This window comes from Bradyrhizobium sp. 23AC (assembly GCF_054863025.1).
Genome location: NZ_JAVAYN010000002.1, coordinates 104,927 through 131,451, shown reverse-complemented (window position 1 = coordinate 131,451; position 26,525 = coordinate 104,927). Strand labels below are relative to the sequence as shown.

The following is a 26,525-nucleotide window of genomic DNA, read 5'->3' as shown; positions in this document are numbered from 1 at the left end:
GGGCCCGCATCCCTGATTTGCTAGGCGTGTTATAATGCCTGTGAGGCTAACTTGGCTTCAAAAAATATGATGAATCATTACGGAACCGGGGCGCCGCCGTTCCGACAACCTCTTGTTAACATTATATTTCCTACCCATGGCGCCGGAATAGGATGGAACCCGTTTAATCGCTGCGCTTCACGTGGCCATCGCCGCGGCTCGGCGCCGGCTGAGTGACGTTGACGGGATCGGAGCCGGGAAAGGTCTCTTCCAGACCCTCTTCCAGGGCTTCCTCGAGATCACGCTTCTCCTTGATCTCTGCCGGCGAAGGTCCAGCGTGCGGCTTCGTCATGGCGCCCTCCTGCAAAACGGTCTGCAAACGGATTTGGCTGTGCATCCAACCATGCTAGATGACCCCGAAATCTTCCGATGCAAGACTCTTGGTAGAAGACGGGCCGGGGAACGATCATGAAACATATCACCTGTATCGACGATCTTCGCACGCTGCATAAGCGCCGCGTGCCGAAGGCGTTCTTCGACTATTGCGACCGCGGCTCCTATGCCGAGGAGACGCTGCGCGCCAACCGCGAGGATATGCAGGCGATCAAGTTCCGCCAGCGCATCCTGGTCGATGTCTCCAAGCGCGACACTTCGACCACGATCCTCGGCGAGCCCTCGACCATGCCGTTGGTGCTCGCGCCCGTCGGCCTGCTCGGCATGCAGCATGGCGACGGCGAAATTTACGCCTGCCGCGCAGCGCAGGCCGCCGGTATCCCGTTCACGCAATCGACCATGTCGATCTGCTCGATCGAGGACATCGCCGCCAATGTCGAGAAGCCGTTCTGGTTCCAGCTCTACGTCATGAAGGACCGCGGCTTCATCAAGGAATTGATCCAGCGCGCGATCGCGGCCAAGTGCAGCGCGCTGGTGCTCACCGTGGACCTCCAGGTGATCGGCCAGCGCCACGCCGACATCAAGAACGGCATGACGGTGCCCCCCGAATGGTCGCTGTCGAAGCTGCTGGATTTCGCCAGCAAGCCCAGCTGGGTCTCCGGCGTGCTGCAGGGCAAGCGCCGCACCTTCGGCAACATCGCCGGCCACGTGAAGAACACCGAGGATCTCAATCGCCTCGCCGAATGGACGGCCTCGCAGTTCGACACCTCGCTGAACTGGAAGGACGTCGAGTGGGTCCGCAGCATCTGGCCGGGCAAGCTCGTCATCAAGGGCATCCTCGACGTCGAGGACGCCGAGGAAGCGGCCAAGACCGGCGCGCAGGCCCTCGTCGTCTCCAACCATGGCGGCCGGCAGCTCGACGGCGCGCCGTCCTCGATCGAGGTGCTGCCCGAGATCGCCGATGCGGTCGGTGACAGGATGGAGATCATGTTCGACGGCGGCATCCGCTCCGGCCAGGACGTGATGCGCGCGCTTGCGCTCGGCGCAAAGTCCTGCATGCTCGGCCGCGCCTATGCCTACGGCCTGGGTGCCGGCGGCCAGGCCGGCGTCGCCAAGGCGATCGACATCATCCAGAAAGAGCTGCTCACCACCATGGGTCTGTGCGGCGTCAACCGGATCGACGAGATCGACGATCATGTCATCGCGATGTGAGGTGCAGCGGCGGTGCTGTAGGGTGGGTTAGCTCTGCGGCTGCGTCAAGCGCAGTCGCTGTGCGCAACCCACCAACTTCGATCCGCATGTGTGGAAGCATGGTGGGTTACGGCTTCGCCTAACCCACCATGCGAGTCCAACGACTTGCCGCGGTCTCACATCGGCGGCGTAATTCCATCCCGTCCGACATTCACCCGGTTCGCCTCCAGCGAGCCGTCGTCCTTCTTCGCCGCGCCGAAGATGATCAGCTTGGCGCCCGGCTTCACGTCCGACTTGTCGGTGGCGATGAAGGTGACGATCGGCGTGTCTGGCGGCACCACGACTTTCTTCTCGCCGTCCTTGTACTTGACCGTGATGTTCTGGCCGTCGGTGCCCTTCACCGTCTGCGCCACGGTGGCATTGGTCATGGTCGAATTGGCACGCGCGTCCCAGGGACGAAAACCCTCGGCTGCGCCGCGCTGGTTCTCCGGGAAGATGTGCACCGCGATCGCCTTCTGCGTGCCGTCCGGTTCAGGCATGCCGGTGACGCCGATATAGGAGCCTTCCTTGATTTCCGCGAGCTGGGTCTTCACCACGGCGAAGACGGCGACGTTGTCGGTCATGCGCACCTTCACGTCGCTGCCTTCGCGCGTCTTGATGCCGAGCATGTTGCCGTCGACACTCTCGATGGTGCCGCGGATGCGGACCGTCGGCGCCTGCTGCGCCGAGGCCGCGAACGATGCGAGGGTGAGGACAGCTGCGAGCAGGCCGGATTTCATCGTCGAAGTCAGCATGATCCGGTCCTTTCTCACATCGGCGGCGTCAGGCCGTCACGGCCGACGCTGACGCGGTTGGTCTCGAACGAGCCGTCCGGCAGTTGCTTCATGAAGGCGATGACCTTGGCGCCGGCCTTCAGGTCGGATTTGTCGCCGGGCACGAAGGTCACCACCGGCGTGTTGTCGGCGACGAACACCTTCTTCTCGCCATCCTTGTACTTGACCAGAAGTGTATGGCCGTCATTGCCGATCACGCTCTCCGACACCGTGGCGTTGGTCATGCTCGAATTCGGCTTGAGGTCATAGGGCCGCGAGCCCTCGCCGGTGCCGCGCATGCTCTCCGGAAACACGTGGACCTCGACCGCGTTCTGGCCACCGTCCGGTCCCGGCACCGTGGTGGCGCCGACGAAGGAGCCGACCTTGATGTCGGCGAGTGAAATTTTGGTAATCCCCGATACGTTCACGTCGGGAGCGATGCGTAGCTTGACGTCCTCGCCGCTGCGCGATTTGACCTGCATCGTGTCACCATTGACACTTTCGATCGTGCCGCGCACGCGCGTCGGCACCGGCGCCCGCTGCGCGTAGGCATAGAGGGTGGAAGCGGCCACCATCGCGACGGCGATCAGCGGACGTGTGAAAGTTGCACGTTGAACAGACATGACGGTCTCCGATTGTCCCCACGGATGGAGAACTCCGGACGACGCGCGCTATTCTCTCAAGTCTTTGTGAGATCGGCCTCGACCAGCGCCCGCAGCTCGGGTGTGACCTCCGGCCGCCGGCCGAACCACAGCTCGAAGCCGCGCACCGCCTGGTGCAGCAGCATGCCGAGCCCGTCTGCCGTCTTCAGGCCACGCGCCGTTGCGGCCGCGAGCAGCGGCGTCACCAGCGGGACATAGACGAGGTCGGCGACCACCGCCGCCTGCGGCAGGCGCGCGACATCAACATCGAGTGAGGGCTGGCCGTGCATGCCGAGCGAGGTCGTGTTCACGAGAAGTTTTGCGCGCGGCAGCACGTCGTCGATCCCGTCCCACGTCACGGGATGCACGTTCGGCCCGAACTGTTTTGCCAGCGTCTCGGCCCGCGCGATGGTGCGATTGGCCAGATGGATGCGCTTGATCCCACGCTCGAGCAGACCGAACACGACCGCCCGCGAGGAGCCGCCGGCGCCGAGCACCAGCGCCTCCTCGGCAGCATCCCAGCCGGGCGCGCTGGCGTCGAGATTGCCGATGAAACCTTCGACGTCGGTGTTGGTCGAGCGCAGCTCGCCGTCGGCAAACCACAGCGTGTTCGCCGCGCCGACGGCCTTGGCGCGGGCATCGGGCGCCGACAGCGCCAGCACGCCTTCCTTGTGCGGGATCGTGACGTTGGCCCCGACGAAGCCGCGCAGCGATAGCCGCAGCACGAAATCCCTGAGATCCTCGGGCGGAACCGCTTCGATGACATAGCCGCCGGCAATGCCGAGCGTGCGCAGCCAGTAATGATGGATCAGCGGCGAGCGCGAATGCGCGGCCGGCCATCCGATCAGACAGGCTGCAGGAGCTTTGGGCGCGGTCATCTTTTCCTCGGGGTCGTATTCCCGAGGCGATCCATTTCGCGTCCCGTGGGGCCTGTCAAGCGTGCGGACGTCGCTAGTCCGCCGCAGCCTCGTCGGCCGCCCGGCCCTTGATGTCGGCAATCGCGCGTTCGAGGCTCTGGCGATAGCGCGCCCGCGGCGGCGTCACGCCATGGGTGAGCAGCGCGCGGCGGACCGCGGGCGAAGCCCCCGTGATGAACAGCCGGATGCCCTGGCGGTGGGCCTTGGCGGCGACGCGGCCGAGCACGTTGGCCGCCGTCGAATCCAGGAACGGCACGGCGGCGAAATCGACCACGAAGGCCTTGCGCTTGTCGGCGACCTCGTCGAGCACGCCGCCGATGGCAGAGGCCGCGCCGAAGAAGAACGCGCCGGTGATGCGATAGACCAGCACGTCACGATCGACCGCAAGCGCAGGATCGTAGCGAACGCGATCGCCGTTGCCGTCGTCGGGACGATCGCCGGCGACGAGTGGCGAGCGTTCCTCGATGCCCGTCATCTCCGCCATGCGATGGATGAACAGCACGGCGCCGAGCGCAAAGCCGACCAGGATGCCTTCGGTGAGATCGCGGAAGATCGTCAGCAGGAAGGTCGCGAGCAGCACGACGGCGTCGCCCCACGACGAACGCAGGAGCGTGGCGAATTCGTGCTTCTCCGCCATGGTCCAGGCCACCACGACCAGCACCGAGGCGAGCGCGGCCAGCGGAATGTAGCTTGCGAGCGGCGCCGCGATCAGCATGAACAGCAGCAGGAACACGGAGTGCAGCATGCCTGCCAGCGGCCCGCGCGCGCCGGCGCGGATGTTGGTCGCGGTGCGCGCGATCAGGCCGGTGACGCAGATGCCGCCGAACAGCGCCGAGCCGACATTGGCGGCGCCTTGCGCCACCAGCTCGCAATTGGAGCGGTGACGGCGCCCGGTCATGCCGTCGGCGACTACCGCCGACAGCAGCGATTCGATGGCTGCCAGCAGCGCGAACGCGATCGCATCCGGCAGCACGGCGCTCGCCTTCGCGACCGAGAACGCCGGCAGCGCCGGTGACGGCAATTCGCGCGGAATGCCGCCGAAGCGCGACCCGATGGTTTCCACCGGCAGCGACAGCACGGCACACGCAACGGCGGCGAGCACGACCGCGATCAGGATGCCGGGCCAGGACGGCCGCCAGATCCGCAAGGCCGCGATGATGGCGATGCTGATGATTGCGACCGCCACGGCGGATGGATTGATGGTGTTGAGACCGCCGGCGAGCGCGACCAGCTTTGGAACGAACTCGCTGGGCTCTTTCCCCGCAAGCGTGATGCCCCCGAGATCGCGGAGCTGGCTGGCGAAGATGATCACGGCGATGCCGGCGGTGAATCCGACCGTCACCGGATAGGGAATGAACTTGATGTAGGTGCCGACCCGGAGCAGGCCCGCGGCGATCAGGAACACGCCCGCCATCAGGGTGGCGAGGATGACGCCATCGACGCCGTGACGTTCCGCGGTCGCTGCGACCAATACGATGAAGGCGCCGGCGGGTCCGCCGATCTGGAACCGGCTGCCGCCGAGCAGCGAGGCGATGAAGCCGCCGACGACAGCGGTGTAGAGGCCGCGGTCCGGCGTCACGCCCGAGGCGATCGCGATCGCCATCGACAGCGGCAGCGCCACGATCGCAACCGTCAGGCCCGCGAAGACATCGGCGCGGAAGTCAGCGACGCCGTAGCCTTCACGCCAGACGGTGACGAGCTTTGGCAGATACAGTTCGGCAAAGGTCGGCTGACGCAGCTGTTGCAGCCGGTTTGCGTGATCGCTTGTGATGCTCATCTCGGCAAAGTGCTCCGCTGCCCCACGATGCTCCACTGCATCGTGCGGCCGCGATTCGGACGCGACGGTGCGTTGGTTCAGTCTGCTCCGGGCATGACCCGCAAGATCACGCCCCCACCCGACGCGGCGGCCCGGGCTCCTTCAGGCGGACGCCACGCCCGCCGCTGTCGCTGCGGACCTGCTCGCCGATCAGCTCGACACCGGCCCGGTCGAACGCCTCGACCACCTTGATCAGGGTCTCGACCACGCCGCGCACATTGCCGGTGCTGGCCTCCATCCGCTGGATGGTCGGCAGCGAAACGCCGGCGAGCTCGGCCAGGGTTTTCTGGTCAATGCCCAGCAGCGCGCGGGCTGCCCGCATCTGGAACGACGTGATCACCTTGGCCTCACTTACCAGAACTTATAAATGATATCTGAGACATGTACAATGATGTAAAATACATCACCCAAGCGCAAGGGGCTTGCGCCTATCTCCTCCGTCATTGCGAGGAGCTCTTGCGACGAAGCAATCCAGACTGCCTCTTCGGAGACAGTCTGGATTGCTTCGCGGAGCCTGTCATCGGGCCGCGCTTTGCGCGGACCCGGTGGCTCGCAATGACGAGTGGAGAGAGGGCGCGGCCTAAATGAAGCGCCGCACCGTGGAGACAGCCCTCACCCCAACCCTCTCCCCGTAAGGATGGAGAGAGGGTGTGAGAGAGTGCCGTCCCTGACTAAGCCAGCTTGATCACGCCGCGTGTTGATGCGCGGCGATGATCTGGTCGGCGGCGCGGCCTGTGACTTCGGCCATGTGGTCGAACGTGCGGGTGAAGCTGCCGGCGCCGGCGGTGGCGGAGCGCAGTTCCACGATCAATTCGCCGATCTCGGCTTCCGGCATCATGGCACGGACGCTGTCCCAGCCGCTCCAGCCGTCACGCGTGTCGAAGCCGAGGATCTGGCCGCGCCGCGCCGACAGGATCGCGTTGATCTTGGCGGTGGCGTCGGTCGGACAGACGATCTCGACCACGTGGATCGGCTCCAGCAGCACTGACTGACAATGCGGCAGGCCCTCGTTGAGTCCGATCCGCGCCGCCGTGCGGAAGGCGAGATCGGAAGAGTCGACGCTGTGATAGGAGCCGTCGGTCAGCGTCACCTGCAAATCGGTGACGGGGAAACCGAGCGGACCGCGCGTCAATCCGTCGACGACACCTTCTTCCACCGCGCCGATGTAGTTGCGCGGCACGGCGCCACCAACGACCTTCTCGGCGAACTTGAAGCCCTCGCCGCGCGGCAGCGGCCTGATGTCGAGCACGACGTCGCCGAACTGGCCGTGGCCGCCGGACTGCTTCTTGTGGCGGCCGCGCTGGACGATCGGCTTGCGGATGGTCTCCTGATAGCCGATGGCCGGTGGATGCGAGGTGATCTTGACGCCGAAGCGGTCGCGCAGCCGCTCGCTGGCGACGCGCAAGTGCATCTCGCCCTGTCCCCACAGCACGGTGTCGTGGGTCTGGGCGTTCATCACGATGACGAGCGAGGGATCCTCCTCGTGCAGCCGCGTCAGCGCCTGGCCAAGCTTGACGTCGTCCTTGCGATCGGTGGCCGCAACCGAGATCGCGAGCACCGGCGACGTCGGCTCCGAGACCGCGAGCGCCGCAGGCGGTGTCTTGCCGCTCGAGACCGTGTCGCCGGTCTTGATCGGATCGAGCTTGGCGAGCGCCACCGTGTCGCCGGCTTCGGCTGTGGCACGCTTGGTGTCGTAGGCGCCGTTGACGGCGAGGATGCCGGAGATGCGGCCCGCTCCTCCGGAAGCGGATTGCAGCGTGGCGCCGTCGTCGAGATGGCCGGCGAGCAGCCGCGTCAATGACAGTTTGCCGCCATGTTGCGAATGCAGCGTCTTGAACACGAAGCCGAGCGCGTCCCTGGTCTCGGTAACGCCGAGACGCTTTGCGGTCTCCGCTATTCCCGGCGCCTCGTGACGCAGCGCCTTCATCAGACGCAGTACGCCGTTTTCGCGCGCGGCTGCCCCTAACAGCACAGGGCAGATCACCCCTTCGCGCAATTCGCGGGCGAGATCGTCGAACACGGCATCACGCGGCGGCTGGATGTCTTCGAGCAGCTGCTCCATCAGCGCGTCGTCGTGATCGGCGAGCTTCTCCAGCATCGAGAAGCGGGCTTCCTTCTCGCGGTCGAGATTGCCGCCTTCGAGCGCGACCACCTCGGAAGCCTTGTGCTCGCGATAGATGAAGGCGCGTTCCAGCGCGAGATCGACGAAGCCCTCGATCAGCTCGTCCTTCCAGATCGGGATCTGGCGCAGCACCAGCGGCACGCGGGAGGCGGGCTGCAGCATTGCGAGCGACTCGCGGATGCGCTGGCTCGCGCGGTCGATCTTGTTGAGGAACAGGAAACGCGGGATCTTCAGCTCCTCCAGCTCGCGCAGGATGATCTGAAGCTGCGGCAGCTTCTTCTCGTCGGCCTCGCAGACCACGATCGCGGCATCGACCGCGGGCAACGCGGCGCGCATGTCGTGGGCAAACTCGACGGAACCGGGACAATCGAGGAAAGTGTAGCTGTCGCCCATGAAACTCGTGGTGGCGGCAGTGAGCCCGACAGTCATCTTGTGATGACGGGCCTCTGGCGCGGCGTCGCCGACGGAAGTTCCGGCGTCGACACTGCCGGCGCGCGGGATTGCGCCCGTTCGCGCCAGTATTGCTTCGAGAAGTGTGGTTTTACCGCTTTGGAAAGGGCCCACCAGCGCGATGCACCGTGGACCTCGGGGACTTCTGACGTCTTGTCCCATTCGCCGCCTCCTTGGTGTGGAGCTCGGCCCATGATTGGGTCGGCAATCGCCGATGCTCTGCCCGTCCCCGAGATTTGGCAAGCATCAAACGTCGCTGCGGTGCGTCGTCGGTTAGATCAAGTCTTAACGGTGGTGTTCCACCTCTTCCCGCTGGGAAGAGGTGGAGCAGCACCACCCGCCCGGCGCGATCAACGGCCCGGACGAAGTTCCAGGCTCTCGAGGCCGGCGGCAATGTTGAGGCCAACCTGGCCCTGCACGCTGAGCGGTTGGAGCGCGATCGAATTGTTGGAGCCGCCGACCAGCACGTTACCCCCCAAGCCGACACCGACCGAGGCGCTGCCCTGCGCACCGGCATAATTGCCCGAGAGGTCGCCGGGGCCGAGCCGGTCAACCGGCGCGAACACGCCCCACGCCAAAGCCGTCTCCTGGGTGATGCCGATGTCGAGACCGACTTTGCGGATGGTTGCGACGTAACGATCGTCGGGCAGACCGTCGGCGCGCAGCACGCAGCCGAGATGGGTCACCGATCCCACGATGAAGCCGACGCTGGCGCCGCCGCGGCATTCGAGCACGCCGACCCGCGCCATCCGCTGCTGCGCACTGCCGCTCACGCTGGAGGCAACGAGGCTGGCGGCGGCGAGCCCGGCGAAGATGAACGAACGACGCATGAAATGTCTCCGGCGATGAAGTGATGCGAGCAGAGAAGGCGCACTGCACGCTGCGCGATGGTCTATGCCACAAGTGCGTTGTGGGTGCCAGATCGCAGGCGGTTAGAATCGAACTTGTGGGGAGAGCCCCTCACCCCACCCTCTCAGGGCGAGCTTTGCTCGTCCCGCCCCGTAAGAACGGGGCGAGGGAGTGAGAGAGCGGTGCGCCCCTCGCTCAAAGCCAATCGAACTTCAATGGCGCGTGGCGGCGTCCTAACCTCTCCCCGCTCTTCAGCGGGGAGAGGTCGGATCGCCCCGGCGATGCGAAGCATCGTCCGGCGTGATCCGGGTGAGGGGCAAGGCACAATGCTGCCCCAAGCGAAGCGGGCCTTTCCTAGTCTTGTTGCGACAGTCTCAGCGCAAATTACCGCAGAAGCGCTGGATGCGCTTGCAGGCGTCTTCGAGGTCCGAGGTCTTGGTCGCGTAGGAGATGCGGAACGCCGGGCCGAGGCCGAAGGCCGAACCCTGCACCACCGCGACGCCTTCGGTCTCAAGGAGCTCGGTGACGAAGGTCTCGTCATTGTCGATCACCTTGCCCGACGGCGCGGTCTTGCCGATCGTGCCGGCGCAGGACGGATAGACGTAGAACGCGCCCTCGGGACGCGGGCATTCGATGCCCTTGGCCTGGTTGAGCATGGAGACGACGAGGTCGCGCCGCTCCTTGAACACCTTGTTGTTGGCGGGAATGAAGTCCTGCGGACCGTTCAGCGCTTCGACCGCGGCCCATTGCGCAATCGAGGACGGGTTCGAGGTCGACTGCGACTGGATTGTCGACATCGCCTTGATCAGCTGCGCGGGGCCACCGGCATAGCCGATGCGCCAGCCGGTCATGCAATAGGCCTTCGACACGCCGTTCACGGTGAGCGTGCGGTCGTAGAGTTTCGGCTCGACCTGCGCGACCGTGGTGAACTGGAAGTCGTCATAGACGAGATGCTCGTACATGTCGTCGGTCATCACCCACACATGGGGATGCTTCACCAGCACGTCGGTGAGCGCCTTCAGTTCCGAACGCGTGTAGGCGGCTCCCGTCGGGTTCGACGGCGAGCACAGGATCACCCATTTGGTCTTCGGCGTGATCGCGCGCTCGAGCGCCTCGGCCTGGAGCTTGAAGCCGGTCGCCGCGGTGCAGACCACCGGCACCGGCTCGCCGCCGGCGAGCGCCACCATCTCAGGGTAGCTGACCCAGTACGGCGCGGGAATGATCACCTCGTCGCCCGGATTGATGGTCGCCATCAGCGCGTTGTACAGCACCTGCTTGCCGCCGGTGCCGACGATGATCTGGTTCGGCTTGTAGGCAACGCCGTTCTCGCGCTGAAACTTGGCGATGATCGCGTCCTTCAGCTCGGGAATGCCGTCGACCGCGGTGTACTTGGTCTTGCCGGCCTCGATGGCGCGGATCGCCGCCAGCTTGATGTTGGCGGGCGTGTCGAAGTCGGGCTCGCCGGCACCGAGACCGATGACGTTGCGGCCCGCCGCTTTCAGCGCGCGTGCTTTATCCGTGACCGCGATGGTCGCGGACGGCTTCACACGGTCGAGCGCAGCGGCAAGGAAGGACATCGTCATCTCCTGACAAGCGTCGAAAAGCCCTGGGCCTCACGACTCTGATTGTGGGAATGAGATACCCTAAAACGTGTGCCGCTGCGCCGCAAGAAACTTCGGCCCGATCTCGGAAAAACTTACGGATTTGGAGCGGTTCAAGCAGCGATTTCCAGCAATTTTCCGCAACTTTACCGCGCGAATCGCTCATATCCCGGAAGGCTTGTCCTCGGAGCAATTTTACGTGTTGCGTGCTGAAGCGCCGTCATGGCCGGGCATAGCCGTCCGAACGACAGCGTCGCTCTCCGCTCGCCTGTGTCCCGGCCATCCACGCCTCGCCCGCGGAACGAAGAACGTGGATGCCCGGGGACAAGCCCGGACATGACGGCGCACTGGATTGATGACAGCGCTCTTCCCCAATCGCTCACCCTGCGCACGATCGCGCGAGCCAAGCGCTCGCATGCTGACGCAAGCGTGATCTGATTTGCATCGTCGCGCGGAAATGATCTTCCGCGGCGCTGCAGTGCGGTAGGGTTTTCGAGTTTTTCTATTGGCCGGCCCTTGCGGCGGATTCGCATCGGCATCATTGTTTAGCCGCCTCGCGCGGCAACGAGCGACGCGCGTCCCCGTCTTCCGGAATCATTCTCAGAATGTACAAGCTCTATTCGATGCAACGCTCGGGCAACAGCTACAAGGTCCGCCTTGCGCTGGCGCTGCTCAACGTGCCTTACGAAGCGATCGAGGTGGACATTCTGCGCGGCGAGAGCCGCACGCCGGACTTTCTGACCAAGAACCCGTCGGGACAGGTGCCGCTGCTCGAGGTCGGCGACGACCGCTTTCTCGCCGAGTCCAACGCCATCCTCTGGTACGTCGCCGTCGGCACGCCACTCGCGCCCGAGAACCGCATCGACCGCGCCGAGGCGCTGCAATGGATGTTCTTCGAGCAGCACGCGCTGGAGCCGAACATCGGCGCCGCCTATTTCTGGCTATCATTGGTCAAGGGCGGCCGCGACCTCCAGACCCATTCGCTGGAAGACTGGATGGAGCGCGGCTATGGCGCGCTCCAGGTGATGGAGAACCACCTCAAGACCAATGCCTATTTCGCCGCGCGCCAGCTCACGGTCGCCGACATCGCACTGTACGGCTACACCCACCTCGCCGACCGCTGCGACTTCGACCTCCAGGCCTTCCCGGCGATCCGCGACTGGCTGAAGCGGGTGGAAGCTGCGCCGGGCTTCGTGTCGATGGACTGGCGGCCGGCCGACGTCGACGACCCCGCCAGCATTGCCGCCGGCGCCTGAGCGCGCGCCCTGCGCTCCGGCGAATAGCGGGTACAAAGGTAACATTCGCCGCAATCCCGCCATTTTCCGCGCGATAGCCGCCGCAATATTGCCGGTTGAAACTGGGAAATTGTGGAAAGTCGCGGGTGATTCGCTCGCGTGTTGAAGGATTTAGACCATGATACGGGCGTCCGGCACGGCAGGCTTTCAGGGCCATCCCGCTACCGTCGCGTCTTCCCGGCTGACCAACGCGGTCGTGGCCTCGCTCGCCGTCGCCGCGCTCTCGCTGTGCCTGATCGTCACCCTGACGGTGCTGTCGACCAAGGCGACCATGGCGATGGGCCTGCCGGTCTGATTCCCGTTTCATCCTGGTCCAGCCTTCAAGGCGCCGCGTGGCCCGTGCCTTCAGGCATCGCGACAGGACGTCGATGAAATCACCCGTGGTAGTCGTTGCAATCGCACTGACTGCGGCCATTTTGGTCGCGGCGTCGCTGTTGATTGTCGTCACGCGCAAGGGCCCGGGGATTTCGACGCTGAATGCGCCAGCGCTGCAACAGCCCCTCAAGCACGCCCACTTGGTCTAAAATCATCCGAAAACCTGAAGCTTGCACGCAAGCGGACCTTAAACACACCGCGGGAAAACGTATCGCGGTGGCGCAACGATCAGTCAGTGTTGCGACGTTACCTCGTTCGGGAGGAGCGAGACGGGTCCATGCGGTTCGGATGGCGTGCGATCTCCGGTCCGGTGCTGACGGCAGCAACCCTGCTGCTGGCGATGCTTTTCGATCGCTTTCTCCCCACTGCCTCGCCCGTTCCGCTGCTCGTCGGCATCGTGGCGCTCGCCGGCGCACTGTCGGGTCTCGCCTCCGCCGTCACCAGCGCGGCCGTCGCGGTGATCGGCGCGGCGCTGCTCCTCCTCGGCCGCCACGGCGTTTCCGGCTTGACCACCACCGATCTGGTCCAGTTCGGCCTGCTGGCGATCACGACTGCCGCCACGGCCGGCATTACCGGCCTGATGCGCGAGCGGCTGCTCGGCACGGTCGCGGCCGAGCGCCGGAGCCACGCCACGGCGGCACGGCTGTCGGCCGCGCTCGACCAGGTCGATATCGGCATCGTGCTGCTCGATGCCGAGACGCGGGCCGAGTTCATCAACCGTGCGTTCCGCGATTATTTCGCGGTGCCGGACGAGATCGCCGACGGCAAGCCGCCCTTCATCGCGCTGATGTATCACGGCCGCGACACCGGCGCGTTCGAGCTGCCCGAAGACGAGCTCGGCACCTTCATCGCGCAGCGCATGGAGATGGTGCGCATCGGCGATGCCACGCCGATCAACATCGCCTTGCGCAACGGCGAGGTGCTGCGCTTCGTCTGCGCCGCGCTGCCCGACGGCGGACGCATGCTGAGCTACACGCCGGTGACCGACCTCGTCCGCCACACCGACGCGCCCTCACGCGCCGACTACTACCGCTCGCTGCGCGATCCCACGGGCCGCAGGCTGATCCGGCATCTGCGCGCCGCGGAGTGATGCGACTGGCGATTGATCGGCACGCCCGTCATCACGTATGAAGGACGTCCCATCGATCGCAGGAATTCCACATGTCGCTCACCATTCGCGCCGTCACCAAGCAGGACTACGATCAATGGCTGCCGCTGTGGGACGGCTATAACGCCTTCTACGGCCGCTCCGGCCCGACCGCGCTGGCGGGCGAGATCACTGCGATGACGTGGCAGCGTTTCTTCGATGCTTATGAGCCGGTGCACGGGTTGGTCGCCGAGAGCGACGGCAAGCTGCTCGGCATGACGAACTACCTGTTTCATCGCAGCACCACCGCGATCGAGCCGTCCTGCTATCTGCAGGACCTGTTCACGCTGGAAGCCGCGCGCGGCAAGGGGGTCGCCTCGGCGCTGATCCACGGCGTGTATGAGCGGGCGAAACTGGCGGGATCGCCGCGCGTCTATTGGCAGACGCACGAGACCAATCTCACGGCACAGCGCCTGTATGACAAGGTCGCGGAGCGGTCCGGTTTCATCGTCTATCGCAAGCTGTTCTGATCTCCGCCCGCACCCTGTGGATAACTCCCGCTGTCACCCGCGCGTAACATAGCGGGACTACGCTGCACCTGCGTCTGATCAGGCCCCCCGTCACCGATCAAGCGCCCCAAGCGGTCCCCGTCAGTCGCCGCGTCTGACAGGGGCCGCATTTTTTTTGTCCGCCTTGTCAGCATGGCAGCAGCGCGGCGCGCGCCTTGCTGCTGCGGCGCACGATGGTCACAATGAGTGGCTGCTCTCTCTGACAGGATCTCCCATGGAAATTCGCAATCTCGGCGCCTCCGGCCTTCGCGTGTCCGCGGTCGGGCTCGGCTGCAACAATTTCGGCCAGCGCACGGATCTGGAGACCTCGCGCAAGGTGATCCATCGCGCGCTCGATCTCGGCATCACGCTGTTCGACACCGCCGACATCTATTCGAACATGGGCGGCTCGGAGAACGTGCTTGGCGCCGTGCTGGGCGACCGCCGCAAGGACATCGTGCTGGCGACGAAATATTCCAAGCCGATGGCGGAGGACGGAACCAAGCAGGGCGCCTCGCGCCGCTATATCATGGACGCCGTCGAAGCGAGCCTGAAGCGGCTGAAGACCGATTACATCGATCTCTATCAGCAGCACGACTATGACCCGCTGACGCCGATCGAGGAGAGCCTGCGCGCGCTCGACGATCTCGTCCGCCAGGGCAAGGTACGCTACATCGGCAATTCGAACTTTCCGGCCTGGCGCGTCGCTGAAGCCGAATACGTCGCGCGCGCGATGAATGTCAGCCGTTTCGTGTCGTGCCAGGACGAATACAGCCTCCTGGTGCGCGACATCGAAAAGGACCTGCTGCCGGCGGCGCAGGAATACAAGCTCGGCCTTTTGCCGTTCTTCCCGCTCGCGAGCGGACTTCTGACCGGCAAGTACCGGAAGGGCGAGGCCGCGCCCGATGATACCCGCTTCGGCAAGGTGGAGCGGCTGCGCGACCGCTACGTCACGCCGCGCAACGAGGACATCGTCGAGAAGCTCCAGGCCTTCGCCAAGGCCCGTGGCCACAGCATGCTCGAGCTCGCCTTCTCCTGGCTCGCCGCCCGCCCGCAAGTATCGAGCGTGATTGCCGGCGCCACCCGTGTCGAGCAGATCGAGCAGAACGTCAAGGCGATCGCCTGGAAGCTCAGCGCGGATGAGATGGCGGAGATCGACAAGATCACGCTGGGCTGACGTTCGAGGCGCGGCGTGTTATTTCGCGCCGCGTCCCACGGTCTGCATCACCTCAAAGCCTTCGAACTGGGGATGGCCGAGATAGAGCGGCTTGTTGTCGCCTGCCTTGTGGTGCGCGGCCCGAAACGCTTCGGACTTGGTCCAGGCGTCGAACGCGGCATGGTTCGCCCACACGGTGTGCGAGGCATAGAGCGTGTGGTCCTCGAGCTCGGGTCCACGCAGCAGATGGAATTCGACGAAGCCCGGCACCTTGTCCAGATACGTATCGCGGCCGACCAGACCTGCTCGAAAGCGGCCTCGGAGCCCTTGGCGACACGGAAGCGGTTCATGGCGATGTACATGGGGATGGTTCTCCTGATGCTGCACCATTATTTCGTCATTCCGGGATGCACCGCAAGGCGCAGGCCCGGAATGACGGCGCGTGGGGTTAGGCGACCAATCCCTTCATCGGCCGTACTCCCGCACTATCCGGGAACACCGTCTCGGCCAGCACGCGATCGGACAGGCCGAACTGGCCCTGCAGCACACCCTTGATCACGGAGCGAAGATCGGTGGTCGGCTTGAGATCGCGAGCTTCATACAAGTTCGCGAGCTTGAGGCCCGGCCAATCCGAGATGACCCGGCCACCTTTCACGGCGCCGCCGGCGAGCAGCGCGATCGTGCCGGTGCCGTGATCGGTGCCGTCGGTGCCATTGATGCGCGCGGTGCGGCCGAATTCAGTGGCAACGACGACGACGGTGTCGCGCCAGCGCTCCCCCAAACCGCTTTGAAATTCGGCGAGTGCGCCGTCGAGCCCGCCGAGCAGGAAGGCGAGACGACCGACCGGGCCGCCCTCATTGGCATGCGTGTCCCAGCCATCGAAGGCGAGCGCGGCGATGCGCGGGCCGTCGTCCGCCGCCATCAGCTTGGCCGCGCCGCGCGCGACCTGGCGCATCTGTGCCACCGCATTGCCGGGTTTCGGCTTCATGTCGTCCCCGCTCGCGGCCTTGTCGAGCTGAAGGCCTTGCGACAGGGCCATCGCCAGCGCGGGATCGCGATGACGGTAGAGATCGACGAGGCGCATCGCGGTGTCGTCATCGGCCTGCGGCAGCGCCACCGGGGCCCAGCCGACGGTCGGCGCGTTGCCGCGCAGCACCAGCGGCGTGGTGGGCCCGACTGCAAGAGCGCTCGATACGCGCTCGCCGCGCGGCAGCGCTTCGAGGGCGCGGTTGAGCCAGCCGGACTGCACGCGGCCCGGTCCGGCATAGCCGCTTTCGAGCACGTCCTGGCCGTCGAAATGCGAGCGGTCGCGATAGGGCGTCGCCACTGCGTGAACCACCGCGGCATGCTTGTCGCGATACATGCGCGCAAATTCCGGCATCGCCGGATGCAGCGCGAAGAAGGAATCCAGCATGATCGCGGGATGCGCGCCGTCAGAAGTGAGCGCGATCGAGCCGTGCAGGCCGGCATAATCGGGGTCGCCGATCGGCGCGACGGTCGAGAGACCGTCGAGCGCGCCGCGCAGGATCACCACGATCAGCCTGGGATCGCGCCCATCGGCCGCGCGTGCGAATTTCGGCAGGTAAGCCCAGGCCGCGAACGAGGCGCCGCCGAGCAGGAGACTGCGACGCGAGGTGAGCAGCCGGTTCTCGGTGCAGTCCATCGTCACCTCCTCTGCATTTCCGGCGACATCAGCAGCAGCGCCAGCGCCTGCTGGCGCGACTCCGCGCGCTCGATGGTCCGCCGCGTTTCGATGGAGGCCGCATCCGCCGCTGCGAATTCCAGCAGATCCAGCGGATCGATGTTGGGCCCCAGCCGTGCGCCCATCTGCGCGGCGATATCGAGCCTCAGCTTCATGCCCTCGGGCGCGGCCCATGCGGCGCTGGTATCGGGGAAACCATTGGGGCCGGCCGGCGACCACAGCGGCTGTCCCAGCAGGTTGAGATTGTTCAGATAGGCGCCGGGATCCTCCGGCACGCGCGCGAGCAGGCGGCCGCTCGCGACGAGGAAGTCGTAAGGGCTGCGCATCTTGGTCAGCGGCGCCTTCCACGCCTCGTCGGAATCGACCAGCGCCGCGGCAAGCGCCTTGAGGTCGCCGTCGGTCTTGACGAAGAGTTCGCGCAGCCGCGCCACCAATCCCGGCGGCGGATCGTCGGCGACGAAATGGCGGACGAACTTGGTGGCGATGAAATTCGCTGTCGACGGATGGCGCGCGATGTCGGCGAGCGCGGCCTCGCCTTGCGCGAGGCCCGTCGCCTCGTAGCTCTTGCCGAGCAACATTTGCGCGCCGGGCTGGTGCGCATTGGTGTTGAACACGAAGGAGCCGGGTGTGCCGAGCTGCCCCTGCCTTCCGGCAAAGGTCCAGCCGGTGATGATGCGCGCGAGCGAGGTGACGTCTTCCTGCGTGTAGCCGCCACCGACGCCGAGCGTGTGCAGCTCCATGATCTCGCGCGCGAGATTCTCATTGAGCCCGCGCTTGCGATTCTGGCCTGCGCGCGAATCCGGCCCGAGCGATTGCTGGTTGTCGAGGAAGAACAGCATCGCCGGATGCTGCTCGACGGCCCGGAGCATGTCGGCAAAACGCCCGAGCACGTGCGGTCTGATCGCCTCGCGCTCGAACGCGCCGGCCCAGATCCGCGCCAGCTCGCCCTTGGTCGCGGAAATGCAGAAATGGTTGGACCAGAACGCGACGAGACGCTCGGTGAAGCCACAGGTGGCCAGCGTCGCGCGCTGCAGGCGCGCCAGCGCCTCGGCGCGGAAGGTCTTTTGAATCACGTTGAGCGGCTGCGGGGCCGGCCTTGCCGGCGGCGGTGCAGCCGCATTGGGCTGCATCGCGTCCGGCTTTGCCGCATTGTCCGCCGGCTTGTTGTCCGCCGGCTTGGCCTCCGTCATCTGGCCGGCGACCTCCGTTGCTGCCGCATTCAGCGAGAGATTGCGGCGGAGCCCGGGCTTCTGTTCGGTCGGCGCAGGCGACGGCGTCTCGGCGGGCGCGGCGGCCTTCGCCGCTTCGCGCGCCTGCCTGACCTGATCCTGATACGCGAAGACGGCCTGCCCGAGTTGCTGCGTCGATTGCAGACCGGGCGCCTCCAGCAGCACCCCACTCGCACGGACCAGCTCTGCCTTCACGAAACCGCGCGGATCGGAGGCTGCGTTGATGAGATCGCCCGAGGCGCCGCCGCGAGCGCCGAAGCCAAAACGGTTGAGCGCGACGAGCGCGGCTTGCGAATCGCGGGCCATCGATTTGTCCTTCGCGTGCCCGGAGCCGCTTTCGGAGTCCGCGCGCGACGCCTAATATACCGCAGCGACCGATGAACCCGACATGAAAATCACGGCGAAGCTTCGACGTAAATCATGACAAATCCGAAAGAATCCTCACCGCCGGAACCGCGCCGCCTCGCCTGCGCGCGCTGCGGCACCGAGTTCGGCTGCGACCTCTCGGGCACCTGCTGGTGCGCGGAGGAAACCGCGAAGCTGCCGATGCCGGTCGAGGGCGAAGACTGCCTGTGCCGGGAGTGCTTACGCAAGGCGGCGGAGGCGGCTCGTTAGTGTCGTAGGGTGGGCAAAGCGAAGCGTGCCCACGCATTTTTGGCGATCGAGAGAGATGGTGGGCACGACGCTTTGCGCCTTTGCCCACCCGGCGAAGCTTACACCTCATGCCCCGGCGATTTCCGCGCCATGCCGTCGAACGCATCGAGCAGCTTTTCGCGCCAGGCATGAACGGGATCGTCCGCCTCGAGCAGCTTGAACGGGCTCACCACGCGCGCCCACTGGAAACCGCCGAACACAATGTAGTCGGCGTAGTTCGGCGCCTCGCCGCCGAGATAGGGCTGCTTCTTCAACGCCTGGCGCATCACCTCGAGCGACTTGCGGAAGGCGACCACGGCAGTATCGCGGCTCGCCATGACCTCCTCCAGGCTCTTGCCGCCGAAGCGCGCCTCGCGCGATTTTCGGAAATAGGCAGCGTCGACCTCGGCGAGATTCGTCGGGATGTCGGCAACGATCAGCGGAAAGATGCCGCCGACGATGGCGATGTCGCCGAAGGCGTTGATCATGCGCGCCATGGCGCGGCCGCCCTCGCCGCCGAACAGCGACGGACGGTCCGGGAAATTGTCCTCGAGATAGGTCGCGATCGTCCAGGAGTCGACCACGGGCTTGTCATCGTGCAGCAGCACCGGAACCTTCTCCGAGCCGTGCGGCGCGAGCGCGCTCTTCTCGGTGAAGCGCCAGGGCAGCGATTCCGCCGCGAGGCCCTTGTGCGCCAGCGCCATCCGCGTGCGCCAGCAATACGGGCTGAAGGGACGCGAGGCGTCGGTGCCTACGAGTTCGTAGAGTTTGAGTGACAAAGGCGCCTCCACTGGCTCCGTCATTGCGAGGAGCTCGTGCGACGAAGCAACAGCCTGCCGCCGCGGCGACATTCTGGATTGCTTCGCTGACGCTCGCAATGACGATGTGGCGAGAGTTAGCGCCCGTTGGTTCGCAGCAATTTCTCGCCGCCCTCCGTGACCGCGATCACCAGCCCGAGACCGGGCAGCGTCTCGCGCGCGACATAGCCGCGCTCAGTGGCGTCTTCCCAGATGGTGAGGCGCGGGCACGAGGTTTTCCAGGTCGCGATCACCTCGGCATAGGCGCGCGGCTCGCGCGCCACCCATTCGACGAAGTCCAGCACCAGCGGATCGGCGTTACAGCTCATTGCAAACCTCCCTTGTCGAAGGCGGCCAGCACTGGCGTGCGAACCATGAGCCAGCCGCCATAGGCGATGTAGTAGCAGGCGATGGTGGTGATCAGCTTGTTCGACCAGGCCACGAATTGCTGGTCGGTCATGGCTTCGAGGATGCGCCGCGCCAGCGTGGTGCCGAGCATCGAGGCAAGGATGGCGACGCCGGCGAGCACGGGATCGAGGCTCGCGGCCTGGTCGATGATGCCGCCGAAATAGACCAGCTTGGTGAAATGGCTGACGAGCTGGCACATCGCCTTGGTCGCGACCTTCTCGCGCCGGCCGAAATCACCGCCGAGGAAGAAGGTGTCGAGCAGCGGGCCCGAGACGCCGGTCATCAGCATCAGGCCCATGCAGATCGTGCCATAGACGGTGCCCTGCCAGAGACGGTCGGGATCCGGCTTGATATTCGACGGCAACAGCCGCGCCATGAACGGGGTGACGCCGAGCAGCAGCAGGGCCATCGGCTTGTCAGGCACGTAGCGCGTGATCGACCAGGCCGCGAGCGCGACGGCAGCGCCGACCATATAGTTCGCGACCGGCCGCCAGCGGATATGCGCGCGCCATAAAAACGCGCGCCAGCCGTTCGAGGCCATCTGCGTGATCGCATGCAGCACCATCGCGGTCGGCAGCGGCATCAGTGCCAAGAGCACGCCGATCAGGATCAGCCCGCCCGCCATGCCGAACAACCCCGACAGGAACGCGGTGGCGACCATCAGCAATCCGAGGGCAGCGATCGTGATGGGCGTCACGTGGGAATCTCCGGTGGTGGGGCCGTTGAGTAGGGGACGCAGGCTGCTTCACTCCCTCGTCCGGCCTCTCCCCGTACGCGGGGAGAGGCGAAGAAGCCGCGGCGCTCCCAACAAATCATTCCGAACTACGCTGCAAAATCTGCCTCGCTTGCTCCTTCCGCGCAAACTGAGTTATCTTGGCCTGGCATCAGCTTTCCTGAGGGTTGGTCCTTTGCGGCGTCTGCTGTTTCTCAACGGCATCAAGGCATTCGAGGCGGCGGCGCGGACCGGCAGCTTTGCTGCCGCCGGGCTCGAGCTCAGCGTGTCCGCGGCCGCCGTCAGCCGCATGGTGCATCTCCTGGAAGAGCGCCTCGGCGTCGCGCTGTTCGAGCGCAAGGCCAATCGCCTCGTGCTGACGCAGGCCGGCCGCGCCTATCAGAGCGGGCTGACGCCGATCTTCGATGCGCTCGCAAGCCTCACCGCGCAGGTGACGGCGCCGGCAAGCGTCCGCGTGCTCACCATCGGCGTCGGCCACACCTTTGCGATGCGCTGGCTGATCCCGCGCCTGTCGGAGTTTCGCAGCGAAGAGCCCGACATCGAGGTGCGCTTCACCACCGGCGGCGCGTCGGTGCCGTTCGGCGAGGACTGGAGCTGCGGCATCAAGCTCGGCACCGGCGACTGGCCCGGTCTCGTCGCCGAGCCCCTGTTCGCCGGCGATCTCACGCCGGTCTGCGTGCCCCGGCTCGCGAGCGGCCTGAAGCGGCCGGCCGACCTGAAGGGACCGAGCCTGATCCGGGTCGAACATTCGCCGGAGGACTGGCCGATCTGGCTGAAAGCCGCGAACCTCACCCGCATCAATCCGCGCGGGCCGGAGTTCCAGTTTTACGGCCAGGCGCTGCAGGCCGCCGCCGACGGGCTCGGCATCGCCATGGGCATCCGCCCCTATATCGACGACGATCTTGCCGCCGGCCGGCTGGTCGCCCCGTTCGACCTCTCGGTGCCCAAGGGCATGCGCTGGTACCTGCTCTATCGCAGCTTTCAAACCGAGCACCGCGACTTTGCCGCGTTCCGCCGTTGGATCATGCGCGCGGCCTCGGAACCCGCCGCCCGCCCCGTCAAGCGAACGGGCCGTGTCGCCGCGCGGAACTGACGCCGAAAGGCAAAAAAGCCTGTCGCTTGTGAACGGCTTCACATTCCGGAATCCGCAAACGTGGTCCCCTGACCCTCCGAAAAGAAACGTGGGACCGACAAGAATGACGACCCTCTACGACGGCTTTGACATTGAATCCTTCGAGGCTGGCAAAGGCCTCTGGCACGCCCGCATCCGCCGCGCCGATCTCAGCCCCGTCGCCATCGACGGCGTGCTGTTTCCGGCGATGGAAGTCGGTTTCGCCTGGCCCGATCAGAACGCCGCGATCGCCGACGCCAAGCACCACATCGACCGCTTCCGCCGCCGGGCCGACAGCGACGACGAATAAGCGAGCCGGTCGGCAAGCGAACCAGGGCAGCAGCATAAAGGGGGGAACCGGGTCATGTCAGTCATCGAAATCGAAGACACGCCGCGGCCGAGAATTTACGCCCGCAATGTGCTGTCGAATTGCCCGGAATGCGACGGCGATCTCTCGGTGCTCCGCGTGATCGGCGGCCGCGCGGGGTGCGAATATTGGACCATGCGCTGCAGCGATTGCGGCGGCATCCATCTCGACATCCTCAAGCCGTATCAGGCGGGTGAGGACGACGGCGGGCCGCTGCCGGCGGCGTAGGGCCGAGGCTGCTGCCAACCTGCTGTCAGCAGGCTGCATGAGGACGGTCATTCGCCCTTTATTGAGGGGCGGACTCATCCCATATTCGGCTCATGGCGAAGAAACCTGCATCCTCCGAAAAATCCGGCAAATCCCCCAAGACCAAGGCCCCGAACTCGAAGGCGCATCGGCCTGACGTACAGCCGATCGGGCCGGCGCTGGCCGAGCTGCTCAATCCCGCGATCAACCGTGGCGACGCCGGACTTGGCTCGGGCACCGGGCTGCAGCCGCCGCCGGACAATTCGCGCGACCGCCGCTCCGGCGGCGAGGCTGCAGCGCATCGCGCGCGGGCCTCGACGCCGAAGGAGTTTCCGCAGGATAGTGCGCGGCCGATGCCGCTGCGGCCCAACCCCCAGCCGCCGGGCGCCCAGCAATCCACCGAGGCCGGCGGGCTGGAAGAAGCGCCGCAGGCCAATTACGGAACCGCGGCCACGATCCCGACGCTCGATCCGGAACTGGCGCGGCAGCTCGGCTTGCCCACCGAGGAGGACGATGCCGAAGCGCTGGCGCGTCCGCCGCGCAGCAAGATGGAGGCGCTCGGCGTCAAGGCGACCGCGGATGCGCTGGAATCACTGATCCGCGAGGGCCGGCCGGAATTCCGCAAGAACGACGGCTCAACCAAAGTGTGGACGCCGCACCGGCCGCCGCGGCCGGAGAAGTCCGAAGGCGGTGTGCGCTTCGAGATCAAATCAGAATACCAGCCCAAGGGTGACCAGCCGACCGCGATCGCCGAGCTGGTCGAAGGCGTCCAGCGTAACGACCGCACCCAAGTGCTGCTCGGCGTCACCGGCTCGGGCAAGACCTACACCATGGCGCAGGTGATCGAGAAGACGCAGCGCCCCGCGCTGATCCTGGCGCCGAACAAGACGCTCGCCGCCCAGCTCTATGGCGAGTTCAAGAATTTCTTCCCTGATAACGCGGTGGAGTATTTCGTCTCCTATTACGACTACTACCAGCCGGAAGCCTACGTCCCGCGCACCGACACCTATATCGAGAAGGACTCCTCGATCAACGAGCAGATCGACCGCATGCGCCACTCGGCGACGCGCGCGCTGCTCGAACGCGACGACGTCATCATCGTCGCCTCGGTGTCCTGCATCTACGGTATCGGCTCGGTCGAGACCTACACCGCGATGACCTTCGCGCTGAAGAAGGGCGAGCGCATCGACCAGCGCCAGCTCATCGCCGACCTCGTCGCCTTGCAATACAAGCGCACCCAGGCCGATTTCACCCGCGGCACGTTTCGCGTGCGCGGCGACGTCATCGACATTTTCCCGGCGCACTATGAGGACCGTGCCTGGCGCGTGAATTTGTTCGGCGACACCATCGAAAACATCGAGGAGTTCGATCCGCTCACCGGCCACAAGCAGGACGAGCTCGAATTCATCAAGATGTACGCCAACTCGCACTATGTGACGCCGCGCCCGACGCTGGTGCAGGCGATCAAGTCGATCAAGTTCGAATTGAAGCAGCGGCTCGACCAGCTGCACGACCAGGGGCGCCTGCTGGAAGCGCAGCGGCTGGAGCAGCGCACCACCTTCGATCTCGAGATGATGGAGGCGACGGGCAGTTGCGCCGGCATCGAGAACTATTCGCGCTATCTCACGGGACGCCGCCCCGGCGAGCCGCCGCCGACGCTGTTCGAATACGTCCCCGACAACGCGCTGATCTTCGCCGACGAGAGCCACGTCACCATCCCGCAGATCGGCGCCATGTTCCGCGGCGACTTCCGCCGCAAGGCGACGCTGGCCGAATACGGCTTCCGCCTGCCCTCGTGCATGGACAACCGCCCCTTGCGCTTCGAGGAGTGGGACATGATGCGGCCGCAGACCGTTGCGGTGTCGGCAACGCCGAGCGGCTGGGAGCTGAACGAGAGCGGCGGCGTGTTCGTCGAGCAGGTCATTCGTCCCACCGGGCTGATTGATCCGCCCGTCGACATCCGCCCGGCCCGCACACAGGTCGACGATCTCGTCGGCGAGGTCCGCGCCACCGCGCAGGCCGGCTATCGCTCGCTGGTCACGGTTCTCACAAAACGCATGGCGGAGGATCTGACCGAATATCTGCACGAGCAGGGGATCCGCGTCCGCTACATGCACTCCGACATCGACACGATCGAGCGCATCGAGATCATCCGGGACTTGCGTCTCGGCGCGTTCGACGCGCTGGTCGGCATCAACCTGTTGCGCGAAGGCCTCGACATTCCCGAATGCGCGCTGGTCGCGATCCTCGACGCCGACAAGGAAGGCTTTTTGCGCAGCGAGACCTCGCTGATCCAGACCATCGGCCGCGCCGCGCGCAACGTCGACGGCAAGGTGATCCTCTATGCCGACCAGATGACGGGGTCGATGGAGCGCGCCATCGCCGAGACCAACCGCCGCCGCGAAAAGCAGGTCGAGTACAACACCGCCCACGGCATCACGCCGGAGAGCGTGAAGAAGCAGATCGGCGACATCCTCAACTCCGTCTACGAGCGCGACCACGTGCTGATCGAGGTCGGCGGCCACGACATGACCGACGACGTCATCTCGATCGGCCACAACTTCGAAGCCGTGCTCGGCGACCTGGAAACGCGGATGCGCGAGGCCGCAGCCGATCTGAACTTCGAGGAAGCTGCGCGCCTGCGCGACGAGGTCAAGCGCCTGCGCGCCACCGAGCTCGCCGTGGTCGACGATCCCACCGCCAAGCAGCGCACCGTGCAGGGCAAGGCCGGCGCCTATGCCGGCGCGAAGAAGTATGGCGACGCCGCGAATTTGCCGGTCAGCGCCATGAAGAAGAAGACCGTGGGCTCCGCGCTGAAAGCCAGCGGCGGCGGTAGCGGCTCGAAGGTCCACAAGCCGCATCTCGACGAGATGCACGGCCCGGAGTCGTTGCCCTACCGCGAGAACCAGACCCTGCCGTCAAAGCCGTTCGGAAGTACGAGCCGGATCATCCAGCCGACGGATTCGCGGCAGTCGGGCCCGGAGTTTGGGCCGGCACCGAAGTCGACGGGCGGGCAGCCGGGACGACGGGGTGGGTGGAAGAAGAGGTGATTGTCCGATACAGCGGCAGGGGTTGATCGTCGGCAAGCGAGACGCGCTCGGCGTTCCCCTTACCCCACACTCGCCGTCACCACCGCCATCACCGACAGCAGCAGCACCATCGTCACCAGTTGGAGCGAAGCGACGGGCTGGGTGCGCCAGGCCGTGATCTTGTCGGACAGCGAGAGATGGGCCTCGAAGAACTTTGGTTCGTAGACGGTCTTGAAGAAGGCGGGGAAGCTCGGGCCGAGGGTCACAGCGAGCATGGCGTGGGCGAGCGAGGCGATGGCGACGAAGATGGCGACGCCGGAGTCGCCGACGAGATCGTGGTTGCCGCAGAGCTTGAGCAGGAAGGCGGCGGCGGCGAAGGTCGGGAAGCTCTGCAGGATCGTGGTCAGCGCGAGGCCTTCGAGCGCGTTGTGCAGGCGGGACTTTCTGACGGTGGCGAGGGCGGCCATGGCACGTCTCCCTGATGACATGCCGATGACGATAACCGCGATCTCCAGCGGGTGATGTGAGATGGGTCACGCGATGCTCGGCCTCTCCCCGCAAGCGGGGCGAGGGGGCGGACCGCCGACGCGGCAGCGGGTTTCCTTTTGCCGAACCGTCGGGCGGTTAAAGCTTGCCCTGCCCATTCATCTGGCTCTGCTGCTGCCGCTGTTTCTCCTGTTCCTTGGCGTGGTGCCTGCCGTAGAGGCAGCCGGCGGCGGCGCCCAGCACGCCGTGATGGCCGGCATAGTGGCCGGCAACGCCGCCGACGACGGCGCCCTTGATGCAGCCCTTGGCGTTGGCGGCGGAGGGCACGCCGCACATGAGCAGCGCGGCGGCGATGGCGAGGCTTGATTTCATGGATCGTGTCTCCCGAGACATTGTCGGCGTCCCAACAACCACGAGCGCGTCGCGGTTCCATGCGGCTGCGCCGCGCCGACCTTGCGCATCGCGCCATGCGCGTGGCGCGTCACGCAATGAATCCAGCACGAACTCGTGCAGCCATAGCGCAATTCAACTCGCAATTGCCACGCCATGAAC

The 26,525-nt window shown here is 65.7% G+C and carries 28 protein-coding genes and 1 pseudogene; 12 read left to right on the top strand and 17 right to left on the bottom strand.

The annotated features are described in order from the left end of the window. Positions 1-163 precede the first annotated feature (163 nt). Entirely contained in the window at positions 164-331 is a 168-nt protein-coding gene (locus tag RAD10_RS05770; RefSeq protein ID WP_461616685.1) for a hypothetical protein, read from the bottom strand. A gap of 116 nt (positions 332-447) precedes the next feature. Here RAD10_RS05770 and RAD10_RS05765 point away from each other — a divergent pair, with 116 nt between their 5' ends. Next, entirely contained in the window at positions 448-1,584 is a 1,137-nt protein-coding gene (locus RAD10_RS05765; protein ID WP_461616684.1) for an alpha-hydroxy acid oxidase, read from the top strand. Positions 1,585-1,739: 155 nt separating this feature from the next. Here the strand turns inward: RAD10_RS05765 and RAD10_RS05760 are convergent, their stop codons facing one another. From RAD10_RS05760 to RAD10_RS05725, 8 genes are all read right to left on the bottom strand, one after another. Further along, the gene (locus tag RAD10_RS05760; protein WP_461617057.1) at positions 1,740-2,342 is read right to left on the bottom strand and encodes a single stranded DNA-binding domain-containing protein; all 603 of its coding nucleotides are present in this window, start codon (positions 2,340-2,342) and stop codon (positions 1,740-1,742) included. Between the two features lie 29 nt (positions 2,343-2,371). Continuing rightward, entirely contained in the window at positions 2,372-2,998 is a 627-nt protein-coding gene (locus RAD10_RS05755; RefSeq protein ID WP_461616683.1) for a hypothetical protein, read from the bottom strand. A gap of 56 nt (positions 2,999-3,054) precedes the next feature. Beyond that, positions 3,055-3,894, bottom strand: coding sequence for a shikimate dehydrogenase (locus RAD10_RS05750; RefSeq protein WP_461616682.1), 840 nt, complete (start codon positions 3,892-3,894; stop codon positions 3,055-3,057). 73 nt (positions 3,895-3,967) lie between these two features. After that, positions 3,968-5,710, bottom strand: a complete 1,743-nt coding sequence (locus RAD10_RS05745) for a SulP family inorganic anion transporter (protein WP_461616681.1) — start codon at positions 5,708-5,710, stop codon at positions 3,968-3,970. Positions 5,711-5,816: 106 nt separating this feature from the next. Beyond that, positions 5,817-6,089 carry a helix-turn-helix domain-containing protein gene (locus RAD10_RS05740; RefSeq protein ID WP_026201995.1) on the bottom strand — a complete coding sequence of 91 codons (273 nt, stop codon included), beginning with the start codon at positions 6,087-6,089 and terminating at the stop codon, positions 5,817-5,819. 345 nt (positions 6,090-6,434) lie between these two features. Continuing rightward, a complete protein-coding gene (locus RAD10_RS05735; RefSeq protein ID WP_091958426.1) occupies positions 6,435-8,483 on the bottom strand; it encodes an elongation factor G in 2,049 nt (682 codons plus the stop codon). A gap of 188 nt (positions 8,484-8,671) precedes the next feature. Next, on the bottom strand, positions 8,672-9,151 hold the full coding sequence (locus RAD10_RS05730; RefSeq protein WP_028140527.1) for a DUF992 domain-containing protein: 480 nt from the start codon (positions 9,149-9,151) through the stop codon (positions 8,672-8,674). A gap of 393 nt (positions 9,152-9,544) precedes the next feature. Then, positions 9,545-10,747, bottom strand: coding sequence for a pyridoxal phosphate-dependent aminotransferase (locus RAD10_RS05725; RefSeq protein WP_026201996.1), 1,203 nt, complete (start codon positions 10,745-10,747; stop codon positions 9,545-9,547). A gap of 629 nt (positions 10,748-11,376) precedes the next feature. Here RAD10_RS05725 and RAD10_RS05720 point away from each other — a divergent pair. From RAD10_RS05720 to RAD10_RS05695, 6 genes are all read left to right on the top strand, one after another. Further along, the gene (locus RAD10_RS05720; protein ID WP_018318298.1) at positions 11,377-12,027 is read left to right on the top strand and encodes a glutathione S-transferase family protein; all 651 of its coding nucleotides are present in this window, start codon (positions 11,377-11,379) and stop codon (positions 12,025-12,027) included. A gap of 157 nt (positions 12,028-12,184) precedes the next feature. Then, the gene (locus RAD10_RS05715) at positions 12,185-12,361 is read left to right on the top strand and encodes a hypothetical protein (RefSeq protein WP_212248370.1); all 177 of its coding nucleotides are present in this window, start codon (positions 12,185-12,187) and stop codon (positions 12,359-12,361) included. A gap of 73 nt (positions 12,362-12,434) precedes the next feature. Beyond that, on the top strand, positions 12,435-12,590 hold the full coding sequence (locus RAD10_RS05710) for a hypothetical protein (protein ID WP_165637429.1): 156 nt from the start codon (positions 12,435-12,437) through the stop codon (positions 12,588-12,590). A 128-nt stretch (positions 12,591-12,718) separates the two neighbouring features. After that, positions 12,719-13,531 (top strand): PAS-domain containing protein, encoded by an 813-nt coding sequence (locus RAD10_RS05705; protein WP_461616680.1) that lies wholly within the window; start codon positions 12,719-12,721, stop codon positions 13,529-13,531. Positions 13,532-13,602: 71 nt separating this feature from the next. Continuing rightward, positions 13,603-14,058 carry a GNAT family N-acetyltransferase gene (locus tag RAD10_RS05700; protein WP_461616679.1) on the top strand — a complete coding sequence of 152 codons (456 nt, stop codon included), beginning with the start codon at positions 13,603-13,605 and terminating at the stop codon, positions 14,056-14,058. A 253-nt stretch (positions 14,059-14,311) separates the two neighbouring features. After that, positions 14,312-15,253 (top strand): aldo/keto reductase, encoded by a 942-nt coding sequence (locus RAD10_RS05695; RefSeq protein WP_028140531.1) that lies wholly within the window; start codon positions 14,312-14,314, stop codon positions 15,251-15,253. 18 nt (positions 15,254-15,271) lie between these two features. Here RAD10_RS05695 and RAD10_RS05690 read toward each other — a convergent pair. From RAD10_RS05690 to RAD10_RS05680, 3 genes and pseudogenes are all read right to left on the bottom strand, one after another. Next, positions 15,272-15,594: pseudogene (locus RAD10_RS05690) on the bottom strand (antibiotic biosynthesis monooxygenase family protein). An 86-nt stretch (positions 15,595-15,680) separates the two neighbouring features. Beyond that, complete coding sequence (locus RAD10_RS05685) at positions 15,681-16,895, bottom strand: DUF1501 domain-containing protein (RefSeq protein WP_461616678.1); 1,215 nt, start codon at positions 16,893-16,895, stop codon at positions 15,681-15,683. Positions 16,896-16,897: 2 nt separating this feature from the next. Beyond that, positions 16,898-18,469, bottom strand: a complete 1,572-nt coding sequence (locus tag RAD10_RS05680; protein WP_461616677.1) for a DUF1800 domain-containing protein — start codon at positions 18,467-18,469, stop codon at positions 16,898-16,900. A 114-nt stretch (positions 18,470-18,583) separates the two neighbouring features. Between RAD10_RS05680 and RAD10_RS05675 the strand changes: the two genes are divergently transcribed. Beyond that, a complete protein-coding gene (locus RAD10_RS05675; RefSeq protein WP_461616676.1) occupies positions 18,584-18,778 on the top strand; it encodes a cysteine-rich CWC family protein in 195 nt (64 codons plus the stop codon). 98 nt (positions 18,779-18,876) lie between these two features. On the opposite strand, the gene RAD10_RS05670 is transcribed toward RAD10_RS05675, so the two are convergent. The 3 genes from RAD10_RS05670 to RAD10_RS05660 form a co-directional block, all read right to left on the bottom strand. Further along, positions 18,877-19,575, bottom strand: coding sequence for a glutathione S-transferase family protein (locus RAD10_RS05670; RefSeq protein ID WP_461616675.1), 699 nt, complete (start codon positions 19,573-19,575; stop codon positions 18,877-18,879). A 116-nt stretch (positions 19,576-19,691) separates the two neighbouring features. Next, positions 19,692-19,922 (bottom strand): hypothetical protein, encoded by a 231-nt coding sequence (locus RAD10_RS05665; RefSeq protein WP_461616674.1) that lies wholly within the window; start codon positions 19,920-19,922, stop codon positions 19,692-19,694. Then, on the bottom strand, positions 19,919-20,698 hold the full coding sequence (locus RAD10_RS05660) for a TSUP family transporter (protein WP_461616673.1): 780 nt from the start codon (positions 20,696-20,698) through the stop codon (positions 19,919-19,921). The genes RAD10_RS05665 and RAD10_RS05660 overlap by 4 nt, the downstream gene beginning before the upstream one ends. Positions 20,699-20,909: 211 nt before the next feature. Between RAD10_RS05660 and RAD10_RS05655 the strand changes: the two genes are divergently transcribed. The 4 genes from RAD10_RS05655 to uvrB all read left to right on the top strand — a co-directional run bounded on the left by RAD10_RS05655 (position 20,910) and on the right by uvrB (position 25,508). Next, complete coding sequence (locus tag RAD10_RS05655; protein ID WP_028140186.1) at positions 20,910-21,827, top strand: LysR substrate-binding domain-containing protein; 918 nt, start codon at positions 20,910-20,912, stop codon at positions 21,825-21,827. 103 nt (positions 21,828-21,930) lie between these two features. After that, a complete protein-coding gene (locus RAD10_RS05650; protein ID WP_018318312.1) occupies positions 21,931-22,155 on the top strand; it encodes a hypothetical protein in 225 nt (74 codons plus the stop codon). A gap of 54 nt (positions 22,156-22,209) precedes the next feature. Next, positions 22,210-22,440 (top strand): hypothetical protein, encoded by a 231-nt coding sequence (locus tag RAD10_RS05645; protein ID WP_461616672.1) that lies wholly within the window; start codon positions 22,210-22,212, stop codon positions 22,438-22,440. A 92-nt stretch (positions 22,441-22,532) separates the two neighbouring features. Then, positions 22,533-25,508: an excinuclease ABC subunit UvrB gene (gene uvrB, locus RAD10_RS05640; protein WP_461616671.1), complete on the top strand. Its 2,976-nt coding sequence runs from the start codon at positions 22,533-22,535 to the stop codon at positions 25,506-25,508. 59 nt (positions 25,509-25,567) lie between these two features. On the opposite strand, the gene RAD10_RS05635 is transcribed toward uvrB, so the two are convergent. After that, positions 25,568-25,954: a hypothetical protein gene (locus RAD10_RS05635; protein ID WP_461616670.1), complete on the bottom strand. Its 387-nt coding sequence runs from the start codon at positions 25,952-25,954 to the stop codon at positions 25,568-25,570. Between the two features lie 157 nt (positions 25,955-26,111). Then, positions 26,112-26,345, bottom strand: a complete 234-nt coding sequence (locus RAD10_RS05630; RefSeq protein WP_461616669.1) for a hypothetical protein — start codon at positions 26,343-26,345, stop codon at positions 26,112-26,114. Positions 26,346-26,525 lie beyond the last annotated feature (180 nt).

What these genes read in the sequence shown, in the direction of transcription:
- RAD10_RS05770 (WP_461616685.1), bottom strand. Translation starts at nt 331, where the DNA reads ATGACGAAGCCGCACGCTGGACCTTCGCCGGCAGAGATCAAGGAGAAG.
- RAD10_RS05765 (WP_461616684.1), top strand. Translation starts at nt 448, where the DNA reads ATGAAACATATCACCTGTATCGACGATCTTCGCACGCTGCATAAGCGC.
- RAD10_RS05760 (WP_461617057.1), bottom strand. Translation starts at nt 2,342, where the DNA reads ATGAAATCCGGCCTGCTCGCAGCTGTCCTCACCCTCGCATCGTTCGCG.
- RAD10_RS05755 (WP_461616683.1), bottom strand. Translation starts at nt 2,998, where the DNA reads ATGTCTGTTCAACGTGCAACTTTCACACGTCCGCTGATCGCCGTCGCG.
- RAD10_RS05750 (WP_461616682.1), bottom strand. Translation starts at nt 3,894, where the DNA reads ATGACCGCGCCCAAAGCTCCTGCAGCCTGTCTGATCGGATGGCCGGCC.
- RAD10_RS05745 (WP_461616681.1), bottom strand. Translation starts at nt 5,710, where the DNA reads ATGAGCATCACAAGCGATCACGCAAACCGGCTGCAACAGCTGCGTCAG.
- RAD10_RS05735 (WP_091958426.1), bottom strand. Translation starts at nt 8,483, where the DNA reads ATGGGACAAGACGTCAGAAGTCCCCGAGGTCCACGGTGCATCGCGCTG.
- RAD10_RS05730 (WP_028140527.1), bottom strand. Translation starts at nt 9,151, where the DNA reads ATGCGTCGTTCGTTCATCTTCGCCGGGCTCGCCGCCGCCAGCCTCGTT.
- RAD10_RS05725 (WP_026201996.1), bottom strand. Translation starts at nt 10,747, where the DNA reads ATGTCCTTCCTTGCCGCTGCGCTCGACCGTGTGAAGCCGTCCGCGACC.
- RAD10_RS05720 (WP_018318298.1), top strand. Translation starts at nt 11,377, where the DNA reads ATGTACAAGCTCTATTCGATGCAACGCTCGGGCAACAGCTACAAGGTC.
- RAD10_RS05715 (WP_212248370.1), top strand. Translation starts at nt 12,185, where the DNA reads ATGATACGGGCGTCCGGCACGGCAGGCTTTCAGGGCCATCCCGCTACC.
- RAD10_RS05710 (WP_165637429.1), top strand. Translation starts at nt 12,435, where the DNA reads ATGAAATCACCCGTGGTAGTCGTTGCAATCGCACTGACTGCGGCCATT.
- RAD10_RS05705 (WP_461616680.1), top strand. Translation starts at nt 12,719, where the DNA reads ATGCGGTTCGGATGGCGTGCGATCTCCGGTCCGGTGCTGACGGCAGCA.
- RAD10_RS05700 (WP_461616679.1), top strand. Translation starts at nt 13,603, where the DNA reads ATGTCGCTCACCATTCGCGCCGTCACCAAGCAGGACTACGATCAATGG.
- RAD10_RS05695 (WP_028140531.1), top strand. Translation starts at nt 14,312, where the DNA reads ATGGAAATTCGCAATCTCGGCGCCTCCGGCCTTCGCGTGTCCGCGGTC.
- RAD10_RS05685 (WP_461616678.1), bottom strand. Translation starts at nt 16,895, where the DNA reads ATGGACTGCACCGAGAACCGGCTGCTCACCTCGCGTCGCAGTCTCCTG.
- RAD10_RS05680 (WP_461616677.1), bottom strand. Translation starts at nt 18,469, where the DNA reads ATGGCCCGCGATTCGCAAGCCGCGCTCGTCGCGCTCAACCGTTTTGGC.
- RAD10_RS05675 (WP_461616676.1), top strand. Translation starts at nt 18,584, where the DNA reads ATGACAAATCCGAAAGAATCCTCACCGCCGGAACCGCGCCGCCTCGCC.
- RAD10_RS05665 (WP_461616674.1), bottom strand. Translation starts at nt 19,922, where the DNA reads ATGAGCTGTAACGCCGATCCGCTGGTGCTGGACTTCGTCGAATGGGTG.
- RAD10_RS05650 (WP_018318312.1), top strand. Translation starts at nt 21,931, where the DNA reads ATGACGACCCTCTACGACGGCTTTGACATTGAATCCTTCGAGGCTGGC.
- RAD10_RS05645 (WP_461616672.1), top strand. Translation starts at nt 22,210, where the DNA reads ATGTCAGTCATCGAAATCGAAGACACGCCGCGGCCGAGAATTTACGCC.
- uvrB (WP_461616671.1), top strand. Translation starts at nt 22,533, where the DNA reads ATGGCGAAGAAACCTGCATCCTCCGAAAAATCCGGCAAATCCCCCAAG.
- RAD10_RS05635 (WP_461616670.1), bottom strand. Translation starts at nt 25,954, where the DNA reads ATGGCCGCCCTCGCCACCGTCAGAAAGTCCCGCCTGCACAACGCGCTC.
- RAD10_RS05630 (WP_461616669.1), bottom strand. Translation starts at nt 26,345, where the DNA reads ATGAAATCAAGCCTCGCCATCGCCGCCGCGCTGCTCATGTGCGGCGTG.